Here is a 19,459-nt window from a genome sequence, read left to right on the forward strand (position 1 = left end):
CGGAGGGGGGCGTAATTCCACCGGAAGGTAGACTGGGGAAGCGAACTTTGCGCTGCTTCCCCGAAGGGCGTCGGCGGCGGGGGCGACTGATGCCGGCGACACCCCTCATCTCATAGACCTCCTGAGGCTTAGCCCTTGGCGATGGGCACCGCGACGAAGCGCGACTGGCCGCCGCTCTTCACGCGCATCAGGACGCTGTTCTTGTTGTCGGTCCGCGCCGCGGTGATGGCGTCGCGGACGTCGCCGGCGGTGCTCACGCTCTTGCCGCCGACTTCGAGAATCACGTCGCCTTCCTTGAAGCCGCGTTCGGCCGCAGCACTCTTCGGGTCGACTTCGGTGACCACGACGCCGTCCTTGCCGGCGCCGGCGACGGAATTGGCGGGCGCAACCGTCATGCCGAGCTTCGGCACGTCGGTGCCCTTGCTCGCGCCCTTGCCGCTGTCGTTGTCAATATCGGCCTTGGCCTCGACCGTGTTCGGCAGCTGGCCGAGGGTGAGGTTCACGACCTTGTCCTGGCCTTTGTGCAGCACGTTGAGCTTCACGGACGCGCCGGGCACCATGCCGCCGATGGTGCGGGCGAGCTCGCGGGCGTCCTTGACGGACTCGCCGTTGACCGACGTGATCACGTCGCCGGACTCGATGCCGGCCTTGGCCGCCGGACCATCCTTCTGCGGCTCCGCCACCAGCGCGCCTTCGGCCTTCTTCATGCCGAGGCTGTCGGCGATGTCGGATGTCACCGGCTGGATCTGCACGCCGATCCAGCCGCGGCTGACCGAGCCCTTGTCCTTGAGCTGGGCAACCACGCTTTTCACGGTGCTGGCAGGAATCGAGAACGCGATGCCGACGCTGCCGCCGGAGGGCGAGTAGATCGCGGTGTTGACGCCCATCACCTCGCCGTCGGTGTTGAAGGCCGGACCGCCGGAATTGCCCTTGTTCACGGGCGCGTCGATCTGGATGAAATCGTCATAGGGACCGTTGCCGATGTCGCGGCCGCTCGCCGAGACGATGCCGGCCGTCACGGTGCCGCCAAGACCGAAGGGGTTGCCGACCGCGAGCACCCAATCGCCGATCCGCGGCTTGCCGTCGGCAAGCTTCGCGAACGGGAAGTTGGAGCCGCCCTCGACCTTGATCAGAGCGAGGTCGGTGCGCTGGTCGGTGCCGATCACCTTGGCGCTGTAGGTCTTGCCGTCGTCGGTCGTGACCTCGACCTTGTCCGCGCCGTCGACCACATGGTTGTTGGTCACGGCGAAGCCGTCAGCGGAGATGAAGAAGCCGGAGCCCTGGCCCTGCACGACGCGGCCACGGCCACCCTTCTGGCCCGGGAACCCATCGGGACCACCGAAGCGACGGAAGAAGCGTTCCATCGGCGAGCCCGGCTGGAACGGCGAGGCGGAATCATCGCCATCGTCGTTGCTTGCGGTCTTCTCCTTGATGTTGACCTTCACCGAGATCACCGAGGGCTTCACCCGCTCGACGATGTCGGCGAAACCGATCGGACGTTCGACCTTCTTGACCTCGTTGTTGACCTGCGCATGCGCCGGGCTCGAGAGCAGGTCGGCGGGCGACGTCGACGGGCTGAAGCCGTGGACGGCGATGCCGAGACCGGCGACGACCGAGGCCATCAGCGCGATTCTGCGGGCGGAAAACACTGAACGGCGGGGCTGCCGGTAGGACGGAAGGTTCGTGAGATCGGGACGGTCGGTCATGCAGGATGTCTCCAGGGCCTTGAAATCCTTTTCGCGCCGGATGCGCGGCACGTTACGGACCTGAAGATGGGGGCTGCCGCCTTACCGCGCGCTGGCTGCGGGGTTAAACTTTTGTAATGAAGGGCAACTGCGGATGCGGCAGTTCATCGCACACAAAAAATCGTGGTCTGACAGGAACTTAATCTGGTTCCGGCGACCTAGCGCGATGCCGCCTCGTCTGACATCAAAGCGGCGAGCCGCGCCTCCTCGTCGGGCGTCAGCGGCGGCATTGGTGCGTCTGCATTGTTCCGCGCGCGCCGGCGGATTTGCAGCCACAGCGCAAGGCCGCCGCCGATCAGCAGCAGCGGCGCGAGCAGCCACAGCAGCATGGTCTGCCGCTCGAAGCGCGGCTTCAGCAGCACGAACTCGCCGTAGCGCGCCACCAGAAAGTCGAGCACCTGCGCATTGCTGTCGCCGGCCGCGATACGCTCGCGCACCAGGAGCCGCAGATCGCGCGCCAGCGGCGCGTCGGAATCGTCGATCGACTGGTTCTGGCAGACCATGCAGCGCAGCTCGCGCGACAGGTCGCGCGCGCGGGCTTCCTTCACGGGATCCGACATGATCTCGTCGGGCTGTACGGCATACGCCGCAGGCGCAGCCAGCAGCGCAAGCGCGACAAACGCGGCCATCATCCGGCCCATTGCTTCACTCCGCCGGCTGGAGGCGCTGCTTGGCCCGCGCCGGCTTCGGCGCGCCGACCCGCAAGCGCCGGTCCGACAGCGACAGCATGCCGCCGAACGCCATCAGCACCGGTCCCCACCAGATCAAGAGCACCAGCGGCTTGTGATAGATGCGCACGGCGATGGCGCCGTTGGCGGCGACGTCGCCGAGCGAGATATAGAGCTGGCTCGCACCGCGGGTCAGAAGCGCCGCCTCCGTGGTCGACGAGCCGCGGGTGGTGAAGCTGCGCTTCGACGGCGTCATGATGCTGAGCGCCTCGCCATCGCGGCTGACGTTGAACTGCGCGATCATCTCGCGGTAGTTCGGCCCCTGGCGCTCGAGCAGGCCGTCGAGCTTCAGATCATAGCCGGCGACCTGGGCAACGTCGTTCGGCTTCATCGTCGCGATATATTCGCTGTTCCAGGTGGTCTCGCAGACGATCCCGATCAGCGCCACGCCGAGACCGGCATGCGCAAATACCGTGCCCCAGGCCGAGCGCGGCAGGCCGCGGGCCCGGTGCAGCGTCGTTGCAAACGGCAGGCGAAACAGCCCGGTCCGTTCGGCGAGGTCGGTGACGGCGCCGGCGATGACGAAGATTCCAAGTCCGATCGCAAGCGGCGCCAGCGCGCTGCCGCCGCGCGTCCAGGCCCAGACAATGGCGACCACGACAAGCCCGGCAACACCAGCTGTCAGCAGGCGCTGGGTGACGCCGAGCAGATCGCCCCGCTTCCACGCCAGCATCGGCCCGAACGGCACCGCAAGCAGCAGCAGAACGAATAGCGGAACAAAGCTGAGATTGTAGAACGGCGCGCCGACCGACATCTTGAAATCCGCCATCACCTCCATCGCCAGCGGATAGAGCGTGCCGAACAGCACGACCGCGCAGGCAACCGTCAGCAGCAGATTGTTCAGCACCAGCGCGCCTTCGCGCGAGATCGGCGCGAACAGGCCGCCCTGCTTCAGCGAAGTGGCGCGCCCCGCAAACAGCGACAGGCTGCCGCCGATGAACAGGCAGAGGATCAACAGAATGAACACGCCGCGGGTTGGATCATTGGCGAAGGCGTGCACGGAGGTGATAACACCCGAGCGCACCAGGAAGGTGCCGAGCAGCGACAGCGAGAAGGTCAGGATCGACAGAAGAATGGTCCAGACCTTCAGCGCGTTACGCTTCTCCATCACCAGCGCCGAGTGCAACAGCGCGGTGCCGGCAAGCCAAGGCATCAGCGAGGCATTCTCGACCGGATCCCAGAACCACCAGCCGCCCCAGCCGAGCTCGTAATAGGCCCAATAGGAGCCCATGGCGATGCCGAGCGTCAGGAAGATCCAGGCCACCAGCGTCCACGGCCGCACCCAGCGCGCCCAGGCCGCATCGATCCGGCCCTCGAGCAACGCCGCGATCGCAAAGGAGAACGAGATCGAGAAGCCGACATAGCCGAGATAGAGCATCGGCGGATGCACCGCGAGACCGATGTCCTGAAGCACCGGATTGAGATCGCGTCCCTCGATCGGCGGATTGACGATGCGCAGGAACGGGTTCGAGGTCATCAGAATGAAGAGATAGAACGCGCTGGCGATCCAGGCCTGTACGGCCAGCACATGCGCGCGCAGCGACAGCGGCAGATTGTTGCCGAAGGCCGCGACAAGGCCGCCGAACAGCGCCAGGATCGACACCCACAGCAGCATCGAGCCTTCATGATTTCCCCACACGCCGGTGATCTTGTAGATCATGGGCTTCATCGAGTGGGAATTCTCGTAGACATTGGCGACGGAGAAATCAGACGTCACATGCAGAGTGACGAGCGCAATGAACGACGCGCCGACGAACAGGAGCTGCGCCAGCGCGGCGGAGCGCGCCACGTTCATCAGCGCGGCGTCGCGCAGGCGCGCGCCGACCAGCGGCACGAAGGACTGGATCAGCGCCAGCGCGAGCGCCAGCACCAACGCGTAATGTCCGGCTTCTGCGATCACCGCACTGCTCCTTGCGAGTTGCCCTGCGCCGTCGTTGCCGCCGGCTTGGAGCCATCAGAAGCTTTGGCACCGTAATCGTCCTTCCAGTGCCCCTGCTTCTTCAGGGCGTCCGCAACGTCCTTGGGCATATAGGTCTCGTCGTGCTTGGCAAGCACGGTGTCGGCCTTGAACACACCGTTGGCATCGAGCGCGCCTTCGGCGACGACACCCTGCCCTTCGCGGAACAGGTCGGGCAGAATGCCCTTGTAGGCGACCGGCAGCTTGGCGCCGCCATCGGCGACTTCAAAGGTCACAGCGAGATTGTCACCGCGCTGGAGCGAGCCGGGTTGCACCAGCCCGCCGAGGCGAAACCGCTTGCCCGGCTGGACATGCTTCTCGGCGACCATGGTCGGGGTCGAGAAGAACACGATGGAGTCGCGCAGCGCGTTGAGCACCAGCGCAGCGGCGAGCGCGAGCACGGCGAGCGAGCCGCCGATGATGGTCATACGTCGCTGCTTGCGCGTCATGGCGTATCCGTTCTCCGCTCGTGTCGTCCTGGCATTGTCACCCGTCGAGCCCGAGATTCTTGAGGCCTTCGTTGAGCTGGCGCAGCCGCTCGGAATCGTTGGCAACTGCCTGGCGGGCATCGGCCGACGCGCCCAGCGCCTTGTCGCGATCGCCCATCACGAGATAGGCGCGCACCAGGCGAAGCCAGCCGTCGACATCGTCGCCGTTCTGCTTCAGCCGAGTCGCGAGACGCTCGACCATGCCGCGGATCATCGTGCCGCGATCGCCCTCGGTCATGTCCTTGGACGCGGCGATCGTCTCGTCCGACAGCGCCGGCATCGTGCCGCCGCCCCCGGCGCGAGCGAGCGATGACTGCACCAGCGGGCGCCACGGTGCATCCGCCGGTGCCTTTGCAAGCAGCGCGCGCCAGATATTGGCCGCATCGTCCTTGCGGCCATCCTGCTCGGCGGCCAAACCGAGGAAGTAGTTCGCCTTGGGATCATCGGCGTTGAGCGCATGCGCGCGCTCGAACTCGGTTTTGGCCTCGGCGGTCACCACGCCGTTGGCCGCCGCCGCGATCGCCTCACCGAGATCGGCCCTGCGCTCCGCGCTCTCGCCGTTATAGGTCAGCGAATTGCGATAGGCGCGCACCGCATCGTCGAAGCGGCCGAGCCGCTCCAGCACCGGTGCGAGCACGTTCCAGCCGCGGCCATCGGTTGGATTTTTCTCCAGATGTTGCTCGACCTGCACGACCAGATTCTCGAGCGACCGCGCCTGCCCGACCCCGCGCTCCCGTTGCGCCAGCGGAAAGTCGCGAAGCGCGGGCGAGCCGAGCGGAACATAGATCGCGACCGCGACCAGCGGCAGGCCGACGAGCGCCAGCACGGCGGCCGCGCGGCGCCATTTGAGATTGGATTTCGACTCTGGCACAGGCTCGGTGCCGGCGGCCGCAAGGAGCCTGCGGCTGATCTCGACACGCGCCGCTTCGGCTTCGGGCGCGGCGATCAGCCCTGCGGCGAGATCGCGCTCGATCTCAGCCAGCTGGTCCTTGTAGACCACGACCTCGCTGCCCTGATTTTCGACGCCCCGGTTCTGCGCACGGCCGAGCGGCCAGAGCACGGCGAAAATCGCCGCGACGGTCATCAGCGCGAACACGAACCATAGCGTCATCTGGCAAGCTTCCGGCAGCGCGCGAGTCGCGCCCATCAATGGCGTTACACCACGTGGCTTTACACTACGGCCGGACAAGGCGGCAATTGACAATTGTCAATTCGGCGCGAGCGCCCTCGCCCTGAAGCGCTGGAAATCCAACGGCTTAAGCGATCTCGAAGTCCACGCTCTGGGCGGCGTCCTCGCCGTGCCCGTTGATCGCCCTGAGGAAGTACGTTCCAGGCCTGATGGCGTCCGGCAGCCTGATGCGCAAAGCCCCGACCGGAACCGGTGACGCAATCCTCGTGACCGTCTCGGAGAGCTGCTGGCCGCTTGCCTTCTCGACCAGCACCACCTTCGCGCTGACCATCAGCCTTTGATATTTGGCAACAATGACGCGGTTCTCGATTTCAACGAAGCTGATAAGTGGTTTCATGCGCCCACAGATAGAAATTCCCCGTACTGCACGGGACCGTAGGGCTCGCCGCCGACAGCGTCAACTACAAATTGTGATCACGGAAAAATGCGCTTGAATCAGCTCGCGCGCGTCGATTTGCGCTCGCCTGTCGCGGCGTTCTCCGCGGCGCGGCTCATCAGCGAGGCGTAGTCGTCGCCGAACAGCACCTCGCAGAAGCGGATCGCGGCGTGAACCTGCTGTTGGCGGTAGGTGCGAACCTTGTGATCGGCGCCGCGCAGCGACTGAACCAGCGATTCCGTCGACCGCTCCACATATTGCTGGAGGTCGGAATAGGTGCGCAGCGTCACCTCGTTGATTGCGAGTTCGCTGGCATAGTTACGGCAGGTTGCGACGAAGTCGATCAGCGCCACCGTTTCTTCCACCTCGGTGGTGTCGATCCGCGCACCGGGCGGAATGTCCTTCTCGGCGCGCTGGCGCAGGATGCGGCGAACGCGGCCCGGCACGCTGTCGATCTCCGATTGCAGGGCATTGGAGATGTCGGCCCGGATCGAGGTCAGTTGCTTGCCCCAGGCTGAATCATTGCGCAGGTCGAGCTCGGTGCGCAGGCCCCGCACGCCGTCATGCAGCGCCTTCAGATTGTCGGCGACGGTGTCGAAACGGCTGCGCTTGATATCCATGCGCAGATTGGCGGCAACACAGGATAGGTCGTGCAGCGCCATCGTGACGGCGACGCCGTAAGGCGTCGCAGCGACGCGGATCTCGTCGTCGGAGGCGGCGATCTTGATGGCAAGGCGAATGATCTGCCACGGTGCGGTCATGCGCTGGACAACCGCCGACAGCGCGAAGGGCAGCATCTGTGGCGTCTGGAGCACGGGGATGTTGAGCGCCGCAGTCACCGAGGCGATCTGGGGATCGCCGAAGGCGCGCAGGAAGCGCGGCAGCTTTTCATTGAGCGTGCCGATGGCCTCGCGGACCGCAAGCACCGCGCCGATCGAATAGAGGTCCTCGATCACGTTCGGCGGGCCGACCCGGGCAAGCGCGCGCGACTTGTCGCCGCCGCCCGGCCCGGTCAGCGCGAAGATCGCGTCCGCGGCCGCGGTCTGGAGCTTTTGCGCGAGCGCCTCGACCTGGCCCGCACTGTCCGCGGCTGGCATGCGCGCCAGCGCCGCCTCGAGTTCGTTGATCTTGTCCGGGGCACCGTCGCGGCCGAGCCATTGCCAGATCGGTGGCAGCGAGGAACGGCGGATCTGCCCGACCCGGATCGGGGCACCGGCCTCGACCAGGAACGGTTCCAGCACCTGGAACAGCAGCCGCGACAGGTCGTCGGTCCGCGGCGGCGGGGCCTCATCGGCTTCAGTCTTGCGCACGATCTTGCGCAACTGCTCGAGCACCAGCGTCGCCACAGCCGTGTCCTGGCCGCGCTCGAGCGCGCGCTCGAACTCCCGCATCAGCAGCGCCTGCGCCTGCGGCGGGAGCTGCGCGAGATAGTCTCTCAGCCGCTCGATGGATGTCTGACTCATACGCCCGGTAATGCACGGTAAAGTGGCGGACGTGGGATGCGTCCGCCGCGATCATAGGGGGGCGCGCCTTAAGAAGCCGTTGAGGAAGTCATTCCGAATACCTCCGGTTTCGCCCGGAATCCCCAAATAAGTGTTTGGGATCAGAGTATTATATTCCGGGCAGCGCCAGCTCGGCCCGCAGGCCCCCGATCGGGGCGCTGCCGAGCGAAAGGCTGCCGCCATAGAGGGCGGCAAGGTCAGTCACAATCGACAGTCCGAGCCCCGAACCGGGCTTGGATTCGTCGAGCCGCTGGCCACGGCGGGAGACCTGGGCGCGCTCGGCCTCCGACAGGCCGCGGCCGTCGTCGTCGACGAGGATCCGCAGACGCGGCCCCGCGCCCGCCTGCTGCGGGGCCTCCACCAGGACCTCGATGAAGACCCGCGAGGCCGCCCATTTGCAGGCATTGTCGACGAGGTTGCCAACCATCTCCTCCAGATCCTGCCGCTCGCCGCGGAATTTTGCGGCCGGATCGGCCTTGGCCTCAATCACGATGCCGCGGTCGCGATAGATCTTCTCCATGGTCCGCCGCAACGCCTCAATGGCGGGCGCGACCTCCGTCACGGTGCCGACGACCGAGACCCTCGCCGCGATGCGGGCGCGCTCCAGGTGATGGGCGAGCTGGTCGCGCATCACGTCGGCCTGCTCCATGACCTTGGCCGCGAACGGATCGGCCGCGTGCGTCCCGGCCTCGTTGACGATGACCGAAAGCGGCGTCTTGATCGCGTGGGCGAGATTGCCGACATGGGTCCGCGCGCGCTCGACGATCTCGCGATTGGCATCGATCAGCGCATTGGTCTCGCGCGCCAGCGGCGCGATCTCGACCGGGAATTCGCCCTCGAGCCGCTCCGCCCGCCCGGAGCGGATGTCGGCGATCGATTCCGAGATGCGCTTCAGTGGCGCGAGGCCGAAGCGGACCTGGAATACGGTGGTCAGCAGCAGCACGATGCCGAGCGCCGTAAACGTGCCGCCGAGATAGTAGTCGAAGCTCCGCGTCTCGTCGAAAATCTCGGTGGAATCGCCGGCGACGCTGACGAGAAATTTACCGTCGCCGCCGAGATCGACGGGACGCTCGACCATGCGCAGGTTCTGGCCCTCGGGCCCGTCGACATAGGCGAGCCGGATGCCGGCAGCGGTGAGCTCGGTGCCCAGCTCCTCCAGCTTCGGCAGCTTCTTGTCCCAGAGCGATTTCGACGTGCGCACCTCCGGCTTTTCGGTGTCTGTACGCGTGATCTGCCAATACCAGCCGGACAGCGGCAGCGCGAACAACGGCTCGCCGAGGGATTGGAATTGGCGGTCGGGCGGCTCATCGGGGGTCGCGACCTCCGCGACGAGCGTGCGTAGAGAGAGATTGAGGCGGCGGTCGAAGGCACGCTCGGTGGCGTTCTTGTAGACCGAGGATAGCACCACGCCGGTGATGGCCAGGATCACCACGAGCCAGGCGGTCGCCGACAGGAACAGTCGGTTCGCAAGGGAACTCGCGGGCATCGGAATGATCCCGGAGGCGCGGGGTGGCATGGCGTCGGCGGTCATGACCGGACCAAGGCCCCTGTCGGACCGCGCGTCAAGCCCAGAGGCCTCAAGCAGCCGGCGGAGTCAGGAGATAGCCGAGGCCGCGGACGGTCTGGATGATGTCGACGTCGAGTTTCTTGCGGATGCGGCCGACAAAGACCTCGATCGTGTTGGAGTCGCGGTCGAAATCCTGGTCGTAGAGATGCTCGACCAGCTCGGTGCGCGACACCACGCGCCCGGAATGGTGCATCAAATAGGCCAGAAGCCGATATTCGTGCGAGGTCATCTTGACCGGATTTCCGGAGACGCTGACCCGGCCGGTCCTGGTGTCGAGCGTGACCGGGCCGCAGCTGAGTTCGCTCTGGGCGTGTCCAGTCGAACGGCGCAGCAGCGCGCGGATACGCGCCAGCACCTCCTCGAGATGGAAAGGCTTTGCGACGTAATCATCGGCGCCGGCGTCAAAACCCTGCACCTTGTCGCTCCAGCGGTCGCGCGCGGTGAGGATCAGGACCGGCATGGTGCGGCCGTTGCGGCGCCAAGCTTCCAGCACCGAGATGCCATCCTTCTTCGGCAGGCCGATATCGAGCACCACGGCATCATACGGCTCGTTGTCGCCGAGGTAATGCCCCTCCTCTCCATCGAAGGCGCGATCGACGACATAGCCGGCGTCGGTCAGCGCCTTGGTGAGCTGGCGATTGAGATCGGGGTCATCCTCAACAACGAGCAGGCGCACGCTTCTCTCCAAAGATAGGCTGCAAGGATAGGCCGTGATTGACAGCCTAAGATGAGCAATTCCGGCGTGAACCGAGTATGAACGCGGGGAACCGCTGACGTTACTTTTTGGTCATATACGACTTGTTGGGCCGACGCGACTGCGCCCGCCAGGCCAGCGGACGAGCCGACAGCATGGCGGGCGCAATCTGCCGCGTTACACGGCGAGTCGGAAGACGGATGTCCCGTCAGCTTGCCGTCAGGTTCGGAAGAACACGAACCAGACGACAGCGAGGATCAGGATCGCAAGCCCGGTCGAGATGGCGAGCAGCGCGGCCACCGACGGCCCGGGTTCGCCCTGGCGTGCCTCGGTCGCGGTTTCGACGATCTGACGTTGCTCGCGCGTGGTTGCCATGGTGACCTCAATCTCCGGCTGTCGCCTCCGATTGCCGCGACCTCCTCGCGGCCTGATGTCGGGGGCAACGCCCGATCCGATGCGATGTTCCGACTTTTGCCGCTCGATCAGGCAGCAACCATGCGCCCGGCGACCGGTTAACGCAGTTGCAAGATTCCGCGCCGGGCCGTGTATGATTCGGTGTTCCCCGATGATAACGTAGTCGGTCTGTCCTTATTGCGTTTGGAGTAGCCCATGGCCCCCCGCGCCAATTGGAAGGGTTTTCTGCGTCTCTCGCTCGTGACCTGCCCGGTCGCGCTGTATCCGGCCACGTCGGATACCGAGAAGGTCTCGTTCAACCAGATCAACCGCAAGACCGGCCACCGGATCAAATACCTCAAGGTCGACGCCGAAACCGGTGACGAAGTGACCTCCGAGGACATCGTCAAGGGCTACAAGGTCGACACCGACACCTATATCGAGGTCACCAAGGACGAGCTCGACGACATCGCGCTCGACTCGACCCACACCATCGAGATCGACGAGTTCGTGCCGAAGACCGACATCGACAACCGCTATCTGATCCGCCCCTATTACCTCGTACCCGACGGCAAGGTCGGCCACGACGCCTATGCGGTGATCCGGGAGACCATCCGCAGCATGGACAAGGTCGCGATCGGCCGCGTGGTGCTGACCAACCGCGAGCACATCATTGCGCTGGAGCCGCTCGAGAGCGGGCTGATGGGCACGCTGCTGCGCTATCCCTACGAAGTGCGCAGCGAGACCGAGTATTTCGACGACATCCAGGACGTCAAGCTGACGAAGGACATGCTCGACCTCGCCAAGCACATCGTCGAGAAGAAGTCCGGCGCGTTCGAGCCCGAGCTGTTCGAGGATCATTACGAGACCGCGCTGATCGACCTCATCAACAAGAAACGCGCGGGCACTCCGATCGCGGCCAAGGCGACGCCAAAGAGCGGCGGCAACGTCATCAACCTGATGGATGCGCTGAAGAAGAGTCTCGCAGGCGAGAAGGACGCGGCGCCGGTGGCGAAGGTCGCCAAGGAGACGGTCAAGGCCAAGAAACCGAAGAAGCGCGTCGAGGGCCAGCGCGAGATGCTTTTGCCCATCGCCGGCAAGGGCGGCAAGGAAGCAGCCGCCAAGGAAGCGGCGCCGAAGAAGGCCGAGAAGCCGGTGCGCACGACGGCACGGACGAAAAAGGCCGGCTGACGGCATCGTATCCATCGACCGCCGCGATGCCTCCCCCATCGATCGGGCGGCCCGTCGACAGACAGCCTCAACAATCCGTTAAGCGGGGCCGCCATCTCCGGCGCGACCGCACCATCATGCTGCCCCGGGTATTCATACGGGAGATAAAATTAACGATCGATTCCCCTTGCGCGCAGCATGGTCGCGCCATCGATTGAGCCAAGAACGGCGCGCCCGTGCAGAAGCAGGAAGTCCGGAAGAACTATATCGGTCTCGTGAACGACACGAGCGAGGACGAGCAGACCGCCGACACGGCACTGCGGTCGCAGCCCCACGTCATTGCCTATCTGCTCGGACGCCTCGCAGACGCGCTGAAGGGGCGTCACAAGGGCACACCGGGGCCCATCGCGCGCTGAGACGGCGCGCTGGAGAGACTGACGGTTTGTGTCCACTTGAAGGGGTTCGAGAAACCATAGTTTAACGGGTGTTACCTTATGACGCATCAGGCGAGGTTCGCCGAGCCTGCACGTTTGACGCGCGTAAAACCTAGTCGATCAATTTACCATTTTGATAATGAGCCGAGCATACATTGGACCGAATGATGAGGAGTTGGCGATGACTTTGCTCAGGTCTTTCCTTGCCGATGAGAACGGCGCCACCGCGATCGAGTACGGTCTGATTGCCGCCGGCATCGCACTTGCGATCGTCACGATCGTGCAGAGCACAGGCAGCGCGCTCCTCAACAACAAGTTCAACTCCATCAGCTCGGCGATGAAGTAACGCCGCAATCTCCCCATCGCGAGCGCAGCGAAGCAATCCGGAGTCTTTCCGCGGAAAGGATTCTGGATTGCTTCGCTGCGCTCGCATGACGGCGTGCGGGCGACGGTGCCGTTCTTCCACTCACTTTTCAAACAGCGGACACACCTCCGCGCTCCCGCGGCTCTCGCCCGAGTTTTGCGCTTTGCTCTCGCCCTCATCGAGACAAGGGCGCAGGGAAGGCCGGGCGCCGGCTGGCACCCGAGATCCCGTGTGCGATCAAACGCGCACGGGTGGACCACAGGTGACGCCGGGACATCCCGGCCTTCCCTGCGCGGATGGTTTTAACGGTGTCCTTCGTGCTCTCCCCGGGGAGCGATGCACTATTGCCCCCGTCGCCATGCAGATGGCTGACGCGCGTGCCCGGTCGGGCCGCCACATCACCGCATGACTTGACGCACAGACCCCGGGCGTCAGGACCACACGACTTCTCCGTCCGCGCACATCCCCACTCTTTCATCCGCGACGGCTGGCGTGCGCTCACCATCGCGGCCGAACGGAGATGCTGTCAGCGCCGTGTCGTATCGCGCCTGTGGCTGCTCACGGTCTCCCGCCCTGCAACCAACCTCGCGCGCCGACGCCGTCGCGGCCACCGCACCCCTGCCCGCGTCCCGTGACGGTCGCGAAACGCCCCTTGTGGCGAGCCGAGGTGACGCGACACATACGGTAAAACAGAATTTCTGTAAATACGAATATTTTGACGGCGGCCGATTGACCCGCGGCTTGCGTGTTTTGCCCGTTGGGCAGCACAAGGGATTGTAGCCCGGACGGAGCGAGCGAAATTCGGTCACAGTCACGTAGCCGTGGTCTGGTTCTGCGGTACCTTTATTCAATATGCAATGAACGACATCCGAGGAGTCGGCACCTAACTCCCAACCGTCTCCGACGACTCGACGTCCTCTCGCGAACCAAACAATCGATGACCTAGTGGTTCAAGCGTGCGAACTATCTCTTCCGACAAATCCGCTGCCATAGCCGGATCACTCGATTCAACGTTAGCTCTTAGATTGAAGGCTGCCTTGGCCCACCACTTCCAGAGCACGATCTCATCACGCTGAGCCGCCACGCCGCGCATGTCGGATAACAGAACCCGCGCCATGTGAGGGTCCTGCGATCCAAAATAATATCCCAGATTCACTGCGGTCTGGGCCCACGAGTCCCAGAGCTGAGCGTCGTCACGTAGCACAGCAGCGTGCCAAATCTCTATGAGCAGCGCTCGTGTCGCCGCTAGATCGCTTGATCCAAGTCCCCGGGTGAAATTGATGCAAGCATCACCCCACTGTTCCCAGATCGCAGCGTCGTTACGTTGCGCTGCGACACTGCGCATATCGTCCAGCAAAGCTTGCGCCGCGCCCGGATCAAGCGGCCCGCTGTCGTGCACCAGATTGTACGCAGCCTGAGCCCAAAGTTTCCAAAGTGGGGCTTCGTCTCGGTGTTCCGCTAGGCCGCGCATCTCATCCAGCAAGGCGCGCGCCGCGAGCACATCGTATAATCGGAGGTTAGTTATTAGACGGAAGGCGGCCCTGGCAAATTGTTCCCAGAGCCGTGCACCGCCACGCTCCTTCGCTACGTTGCGCACGTCGTCTAACAAGGACCGCGCTGCGACAAGATCGCTTGATCCATCCGTCAACCAGACGGCGGCCATAGCCCAAAACTCCCAGAGCGAGGCTTCGTCACGCCGCGCTGCCACGTCGCCCAGGTCGTCCAGCAACCGGCGCGCAGTAGCGGGGTCTCGTGCTCCCAAAACCTGGGCCAGATTGACGGTTGCCATGGCCCATTGCACCCAGAGCGCGGACTCGTCACGACGCACAGCCACACTGCCTATATCGTCCAGCAAGGCTCGCGCTGCAGCCGGATCGCGTACTCTCAGGTCAATAGTTAGATTGACGGCAGCCTTGGCCCAAAATTCCCAGAACTGTGCACCGCCATTCTCCGTCGCCAGATCGTGCATATCCTCCAACAAGGCCCGCGCACCTGCTGGATCGCGCAACGGGAGGGTGCTCATCAGATTGACGGCGGCCATTGACCAGGCCAATTGGGGTTTCCGTTCCGCCAATGGACGTTTTCGCACCCAACGAAGCATCTCGTGGCCGGGGAGATCGCGATGCGCTAACAGCACAAACTGTGCCATGCCAAGCGGGTTGGATCGCCATGCGAGTCCGCAGAATCGAGCGCGATCTTCATTCGAGAGATTGCTCTGAGCGAGGCAACCCAGCGCGAAATGCTCACCGACGATGTCCGGCTCCAAAGGCGCAATATCTTCACCGGACTCCCTACCCGTCATCGCGAGAAACATCATCGGATGGCGGTCAACATCCCAAGATGGAAGCAACTTCTCCGCAAGGAGCGACAGCGCTCCAACACGCAGCCCTCCCAACATTGTTGCCAAGGCCAAAAGCCGCTCTTCCTTGGCCGTCATTCCTGCCGGCTTCCAGTATGCTTGGCGATCACGATCGATGACTTGGTCGAGCAAGCGGTCAGCGTCAAAATGACGGATATCGTGGCCTGCAACGATGGCATCAGCGATAAAATACGCAAACAGCGCGCGGCGCTCCCCGTCGATCTGACTAAGAGCCCCCAGCGTTCGGCTCTTTTCCGGCAAAGCTTTTCCAGCCTGCTGGAATACAAACTCGAAAATAGGCCAAGGATCAGAAATAGCCACCAGATGCAAATTAGGGAAGCGGTCAGCGTTGACCTGCGCTCTTGTCGTTCCAATCCCTACTATCTTGTCGAGCCAATCACCCTCGCCCGAGCGTTCGACGAGGAGAACACGTACCGGCGCGGCAAGCTTCAATGTGCCGTCGGCCATGCTTCGCCCAGCCACCGCCCGAAGAATTCGGCCTACACGATCTGTGTCGCGGGCCGCGTAATCGATCACGATGAGCGTCGGCATTAGCGGCTGCCATCGACCCCAATCGGGCTCCTGTCCATCTTGAGATAGAAACCCGGCGTGCCACTCACTATGGATAGCTAGACAAAGCTCTAGTGCCATTCGGCTTTTTCCGACTCCTCCAGAGCCGTGGATCACCATCCAACGAAACCGCTGCTCTAGGTTACCCAGGAAATCCAGTAAAAAACCGACCTCTGTCTCGCGCCCGAAGAACGGCAGCACGCGAGCGCTGTATATAAAGCGTGTGATGTGCCCGGGATTGACGTGATTAAGGCGCAGCAACGGTGCCCGATAGTCTGCCTCGACACCGCCCGGCGGAATACCCTCTACCAGCAAGAATTTCTTCAAGATTAGAAAGCTGGTGCAGCCAGAAGTTGCCGGCTTGACAATAGCGCGGTGGCCAACGCCGCCGACAACCTGATAACTCGGGCTCCAAGGCCCCATAGCGCTTACCGCCCCCACAATGGCGTCGTCCGCTGCTCCAACATATTCGGTGATGACCCGCCTGTCGGCCTTCGCTTGTCCCCACGCGACGCCAAGGGAGTGCAAAAACTCGGAATTGGGATCCAGGTCCTCGGCTTGCTTGCTGGTTAGAGGTATATGCTTCAGCAGGGTGGCGAAGCCGGAGCCTTGATGCGGTGTAGCAAAAGTCAACAAACGGCTCACACGCAACGGCTGACTGCTGTTCAATCTCTCTGCGATATAGTACCGCGCTACAAGGCCTCCCTGACTGTGTGCGATCAGGGCTATGTCAGAATACTCCGCATAGCGGGTTTCGATCTCGGTCTTTAAACTAACTGAGCAGATCGCAAGCGAGGGTTTCGATCCAATCGCCCCGCTGCTGTATTCAAACGTCCTTACATCATACAGCTCCTTAAGCTCTGTATCCTCGCGTATTAATTCGGGAAACCTTTGCCAGGTACCGTTTGCCGTTCCGCCAAGACCATGGATGAATAGCACCAACTTTCTCATTGGAGTCTCGCCTTCGCTCTGCTCCGCAATATCGTCAGTCAAGTATGAGGCCCATTTACACTACCACAACGTGAGAAGCCCCAAACAGCAAATCCGGTTGTAGGCTGAGGAGAAGTTCGGGCTACGGCCGCTATCGCGTTAGCGCGTGCCGAGACCCGCACATTGGATCGCGGAGGAGAATCCGCAGGCGCTTGGCGACGGGTTGATAGGATTTCTGGCCGACGCAAGAACGTAGCCCGGATGGAGCGCGCGGCGAAATTCGGGCGGCTGTCCTCTCATCCCTTGCGAAGCGTCCATCGCTCCTGGGGCTCGTCAGCCCAACAGGCGCCAAGACCAAGCATCGTGATCCAGGTCTCCGCAAGCTTGCCGTCCTCGATACGATAGGCCTGCATACCGGCGCGGCTGCGCGTCTCGCCGGTCGTCTGATCCGGCCAGACAAAAGTGAAGCGGAACCACGCACGATCCGACGTGAAAGAGTGATCATAGACGACGACCCTGATTCCAGGCCGGTCTGTGTGTACGGCCCGCAATTCTGCCGCGTATTCGTCTCGCGTCACGGACCGGTCGCCCTTCTCATCGTGACGAATGTAATGTGGTCCCACGCAGTCTGGGATCAGATCGTATTGGCCTTCATGCCAGACCCGTTCCCAACGATCGAAAAGAGCGCGCACATTGTCGGCCATGTCACCTCCAAAATTGAGATCCAGCTCGCGATTTTAGGCTACACTGCAAATCTCCTGCCGAAATGCAGACCTCACACCGAGAAATCTCGCGAGCCCCCGAAAGATGCGAATGAAAAGCGCGACACTCCTTGCATTCAGTTTTGCACTTGCTGCGCTCTGGTCGCAGGACAGCGCGAGTGCACAGACTTCGGGCGCGCCGCCGGTTTCGCTTGCTCCTCCGTCGAGCAACGCTCCAAAGGTATCGCCACCTCAAGCAGGCACCAAAAATTCCAAACCCTCGGCAAGGCACAATGGCGAGCCGCCATCGGTGGCGAACGACACCCTCCCGCCTCTGCCGCCGCCAAATGCGGCCACCGACTATGACGGCTTCAGTGTCGGCGCCGGCGAAGACAACGACACGCCCGATCAGACGCTGCCTGCCGCGAGGTCTCGCGCGGCAAAAGGCGCCAAGCCCAATCCGGATACAAATGGCGTCGATCAAGAGGATGAGGCGCTGAAACGCAAGCTGACGATCTGCAAGATCTGCAAGTAGAAGCCTCGCCGCATACCTGACCTACCACAACGCAGCGAGCCCGTGCTTTACGCATCGCCAAAATCCTGATCCTCTCTCATCAATCAGCCGGATCAACCGGCCATGCCAGGGAGAGAGACGCCATGAAGCTTGGCACCGCCATTGCGGAAATCATGCGGCGCGAGGGGATCGAGATCCTCTGCGGTTATCCCGTCAATCATCTGATCGAGCACGCGGCAAAAGCCGAGATCCGCCCCGTGATGGTGCGGCAGGAGCGCGTCGGCATCCATATGGCGGACGCGATCTCGCGGGTGACGTCGGGACGCACGATCGGCGCGTTCTGCATGCAGCATGGGCCGGGCGCGGAGAACGCGATGGGCGGCGTCGCGCAATGCTTTGGCGAATCCGTGCCTGTGCTGGTGCTGCCGATGGGCTATCAGCGCAGGCTTTCGCATATCGAGCCGAACTTCAATTCCAGCGAGGCGATGAAACCGTTCTCGAAATCCTCCGAGCCGATCATTCTCGCCGCCGAGGTCGCCAACATCTTTCGACGCGCGTTTACAAAGCTGAAGAACGGCCGCGGCGGGCCGGTGATCGTGGAAATTCCCGCCGACATGTGGAATGAGGAGGTGCCGGAGCCGCTGAACTACACGCCGGTGCTGCGCACCCGCTATGGCGCCGACCCCGTGCACGTGAAGGAAGCCGCCGCTATCCTCGTCACCGCCAAGCGGCCGGTGATCTATGCCGGCCAGGGCGTGCACTACGCGCAGGCGTGGCCGCAGCTCAAACGCCTCGCCGAGCGACTGGCCATTCCCGTCACCACCAGCCTCGGCGGCAAGTCGTCGTTTCCGGAAACGCATCCGCTGTCGCTCGGCTCCGGCGGCCTCGCAGTGCCGCGCGCGGTACCGATGTTTCTTGGCGAGGCCGACGTCATCTTCGGCATCGGCTGCTCCTTCACCGAGACCAGCTTTGGCATCGCCATGCCGAAGGGCAAGACCATCATTCATTCGACGCTCGATCCGAGCCATCTCAACAAGGACGTCGAGACGAAGATCGGCCTGGTCGGCGATGCCGGGCTCGTGCTCGATGCGCTGCTGGAGGAGATCGGCAAAACCGTCACGTCTGATCGCGATGCCTCCGCGGTCGCCGCCGAGATTGCCGCGTCCCACAAGGAATGGCTTGCCAAGTGGATGCCAAAACTCACCAGCAATGATGCGCCGCTCAATCCTTATCGTGTGCTGTGGGACCTCCAGAACACCGTCGACATCAACAACACCATCATCACCCATGATGCCGGCAGCCCGCGCGACCAGATCTCGCCGTTCTGGAGGGCGGTCGAGCCGCTGTCCTATCTCGGTTGGGGCAAGACGACACAGCTCGGCTATGGCCTGGGGCTTGCGATGGGCGCAAAACTCGCAAAGCCCGACAAGCTCTGCATCAATGTCTGGGGCGATGCGGCGATCGGCTTCACGGGAATGGATTTCGAGACCGCGGTGCGCGAGCGCATCCCGATCCTATCGATCCTGCTCAACAATTTCTCGATGGCGATCGAGTTGAAGGTGATGCCGATCTCGACCGAAAAGTATCGCTCGACCGACATTTCCGGCGACTATGCCGCGATGGCGCGCGCCTTCGGCGGCTATGGCGAGCGGGTGACGAGGCCGGAGGACATCGTGCCCGCGATCAAGCGCGGCATCCAGAAGACCAAAGAGGGCACGCCGGTGCTGCTGGAGTTCATCACCAGCAAGGAAACCGAGGTCTCGCGGCCGGGGACCTGA

General features: G+C 63.3%; 17 protein-coding genes. 5 read left to right on the forward strand and 12 right to left on the reverse strand.

The window, feature by feature from the left end; all coding sequences use genetic code 11:
• Positions 1 to 128: 128 nt before the first annotated feature.
• From IC761_RS23860 to IC761_RS23905, 10 genes are all read right to left on the reverse strand, one after another.
• The gene (locus IC761_RS23860) at positions 129 to 1,706 is read right to left on the reverse strand and encodes a Do family serine endopeptidase (protein WP_195799067.1); all 1,578 of its coding nucleotides are present in this window, start codon (positions 1,704 to 1,706) and stop codon (positions 129 to 131) included.
• Positions 1,707 to 1,903: 197 nt separating this feature from the next.
• Positions 1,904 to 2,386 (reverse strand): cytochrome c-type biogenesis protein, encoded by a 483-nt coding sequence (locus IC761_RS23865; RefSeq protein WP_195799068.1) that lies wholly within the window; start codon positions 2,384 to 2,386, stop codon positions 1,904 to 1,906.
• Between the two features lie 4 nt (positions 2,387 to 2,390).
• Positions 2,391 to 4,373 carry a heme lyase CcmF/NrfE family subunit gene (locus IC761_RS23870; protein ID WP_195799069.1) on the reverse strand — a complete coding sequence of 661 codons (1,983 nt, stop codon included), beginning with the start codon at positions 4,371 to 4,373 and terminating at the stop codon, positions 2,391 to 2,393.
• A complete protein-coding gene (gene ccmE, locus IC761_RS23875; RefSeq protein ID WP_195799070.1) occupies positions 4,370 to 4,879 on the reverse strand; it encodes a cytochrome c maturation protein CcmE in 510 nt (169 codons plus the stop codon). Before ccmE ends, IC761_RS23870 begins: the two co-directional genes overlap by 4 nt.
• 37 nt (positions 4,880 to 4,916) lie before the next feature.
• The gene (ccmI, locus tag IC761_RS23880) at positions 4,917 to 6,029 is read right to left on the reverse strand and encodes a c-type cytochrome biogenesis protein CcmI (RefSeq protein ID WP_195799071.1); all 1,113 of its coding nucleotides are present in this window, start codon (positions 6,027 to 6,029) and stop codon (positions 4,917 to 4,919) included.
• Positions 6,030 to 6,174: 145 nt separating this feature from the next.
• A complete protein-coding gene (locus tag IC761_RS23885; RefSeq protein ID WP_195799072.1) occupies positions 6,175 to 6,444 on the reverse strand; it encodes a hypothetical protein in 270 nt (89 codons plus the stop codon).
• Between the two features lie 98 nt (positions 6,445 to 6,542).
• On the reverse strand, positions 6,543 to 7,946 hold the full coding sequence (locus tag IC761_RS23890; protein ID WP_195799073.1) for a hypothetical protein: 1,404 nt from the start codon (positions 7,944 to 7,946) through the stop codon (positions 6,543 to 6,545).
• Between the two features lie 148 nt (positions 7,947 to 8,094).
• Positions 8,095 to 9,471: an ATP-binding protein gene (locus tag IC761_RS23895; protein ID WP_195799074.1), complete on the reverse strand. Its 1,377-nt coding sequence runs from the start codon at positions 9,469 to 9,471 to the stop codon at positions 8,095 to 8,097.
• A 91-nt stretch (positions 9,472 to 9,562) separates the two neighbouring features.
• A complete protein-coding gene (locus IC761_RS23900) occupies positions 9,563 to 10,228 on the reverse strand; it encodes a response regulator transcription factor (protein WP_018315821.1) in 666 nt (221 codons plus the stop codon).
• Positions 10,229 to 10,465: 237 nt separating this feature from the next.
• Entirely contained in the window at positions 10,466 to 10,621 is a 156-nt protein-coding gene (locus tag IC761_RS23905; RefSeq protein ID WP_195799075.1) for a hypothetical protein, read from the reverse strand.
• 234 nt (positions 10,622 to 10,855) lie between these two features.
• Between IC761_RS23905 and ku the strand changes: the two genes are divergently transcribed.
• From ku to IC761_RS23920, 3 genes are all read left to right on the forward strand, one after another.
• Positions 10,856 to 11,830, forward strand: coding sequence for a non-homologous end joining protein Ku (ku, locus tag IC761_RS23910; RefSeq protein ID WP_195799076.1), 975 nt, complete (start codon positions 10,856 to 10,858; stop codon positions 11,828 to 11,830).
• 215 nt (positions 11,831 to 12,045) lie between these two features.
• Positions 12,046 to 12,225 (forward strand): hypothetical protein, encoded by a 180-nt coding sequence (locus tag IC761_RS23915; RefSeq protein WP_195799077.1) that lies wholly within the window; start codon positions 12,046 to 12,048, stop codon positions 12,223 to 12,225.
• A gap of 199 nt (positions 12,226 to 12,424) precedes the next feature.
• Entirely contained in the window at positions 12,425 to 12,589 is a 165-nt protein-coding gene (locus IC761_RS23920; RefSeq protein ID WP_195799078.1) for a Flp family type IVb pilin, read from the forward strand.
• Between the two features lie 901 nt (positions 12,590 to 13,490).
• Here IC761_RS23920 and IC761_RS23925 read toward each other — a convergent pair.
• Both IC761_RS23925 and IC761_RS23930 read right to left on the reverse strand, forming a co-directional pair.
• Positions 13,491 to 16,529, reverse strand: coding sequence for a DUF7379 domain-containing protein (locus IC761_RS23925; protein WP_195799079.1), 3,039 nt, complete (start codon positions 16,527 to 16,529; stop codon positions 13,491 to 13,493).
• A gap of 233 nt (positions 16,530 to 16,762) precedes the next feature.
• Positions 16,763 to 17,170, reverse strand: coding sequence for a nuclear transport factor 2 family protein (locus IC761_RS23930; RefSeq protein WP_195799080.1), 408 nt, complete (start codon positions 17,168 to 17,170; stop codon positions 16,763 to 16,765).
• A 307-nt stretch (positions 17,171 to 17,477) separates the two neighbouring features.
• Here IC761_RS23930 and IC761_RS36170 point away from each other — a divergent pair, with 307 nt between their 5' ends.
• Together IC761_RS36170 and IC761_RS23940 are read left to right on the forward strand one after the other, a co-directional pair.
• A complete protein-coding gene (locus tag IC761_RS36170) occupies positions 17,478 to 17,702 on the forward strand; it encodes a hypothetical protein (RefSeq protein WP_368367067.1) in 225 nt (74 codons plus the stop codon).
• 122 nt (positions 17,703 to 17,824) lie between these two features.
• Complete coding sequence (locus tag IC761_RS23940) at positions 17,825 to 19,459, forward strand: thiamine pyrophosphate-requiring protein (RefSeq protein WP_195799082.1); 1,635 nt, start codon at positions 17,825 to 17,827, stop codon at positions 19,457 to 19,459.

Source organism: Bradyrhizobium commune, assembly GCF_015624505.1.
GTDB lineage: Bacteria > Pseudomonadota > Alphaproteobacteria > Rhizobiales > Xanthobacteraceae > Bradyrhizobium > Bradyrhizobium commune.

Coding starts and splice junctions, on each gene's coding strand:
- IC761_RS23930 (WP_195799080.1), bottom strand. CDS start 17,170: ATGGCCGACAATGTGCGCGCTCTTTTCGATCGTTGGGAACGGGTCTGG.
- ccmE (WP_195799070.1), bottom strand. CDS start 4,879: ATGACGCGCAAGCAGCGACGTATGACCATCATCGGCGGCTCGCTCGCC.
- IC761_RS23920 (WP_195799078.1), top strand. CDS start 12,425: ATGACTTTGCTCAGGTCTTTCCTTGCCGATGAGAACGGCGCCACCGCG.
- IC761_RS23895 (WP_195799074.1), bottom strand. CDS start 9,471: ATGCCCGCGAGTTCCCTTGCGAACCGACTGTTCCTGTCGGCGACCGCC.
- IC761_RS23885 (WP_195799072.1), bottom strand. CDS start 6,444: ATGAAACCACTTATCAGCTTCGTTGAAATCGAGAACCGCGTCATTGTT.
- IC761_RS23860 (WP_195799067.1), bottom strand. CDS start 1,706: ATGACCGACCGTCCCGATCTCACGAACCTTCCGTCCTACCGGCAGCCC.
- ku (WP_195799076.1), top strand. CDS start 10,856: ATGGCCCCCCGCGCCAATTGGAAGGGTTTTCTGCGTCTCTCGCTCGTG.
- IC761_RS23940 (WP_195799082.1), top strand. CDS start 17,825: ATGAAGCTTGGCACCGCCATTGCGGAAATCATGCGGCGCGAGGGGATC.
- ccmI (WP_195799071.1), bottom strand. CDS start 6,029: ATGACGCTATGGTTCGTGTTCGCGCTGATGACCGTCGCGGCGATTTTC.
- IC761_RS23890 (WP_195799073.1), bottom strand. CDS start 7,946: ATGAGTCAGACATCCATCGAGCGGCTGAGAGACTATCTCGCGCAGCTC.
- IC761_RS23865 (WP_195799068.1), bottom strand. CDS start 2,386: ATGGGCCGGATGATGGCCGCGTTTGTCGCGCTTGCGCTGCTGGCTGCG.
- IC761_RS23905 (WP_195799075.1), bottom strand. CDS start 10,621: ATGGCAACCACGCGCGAGCAACGTCAGATCGTCGAAACCGCGACCGAG.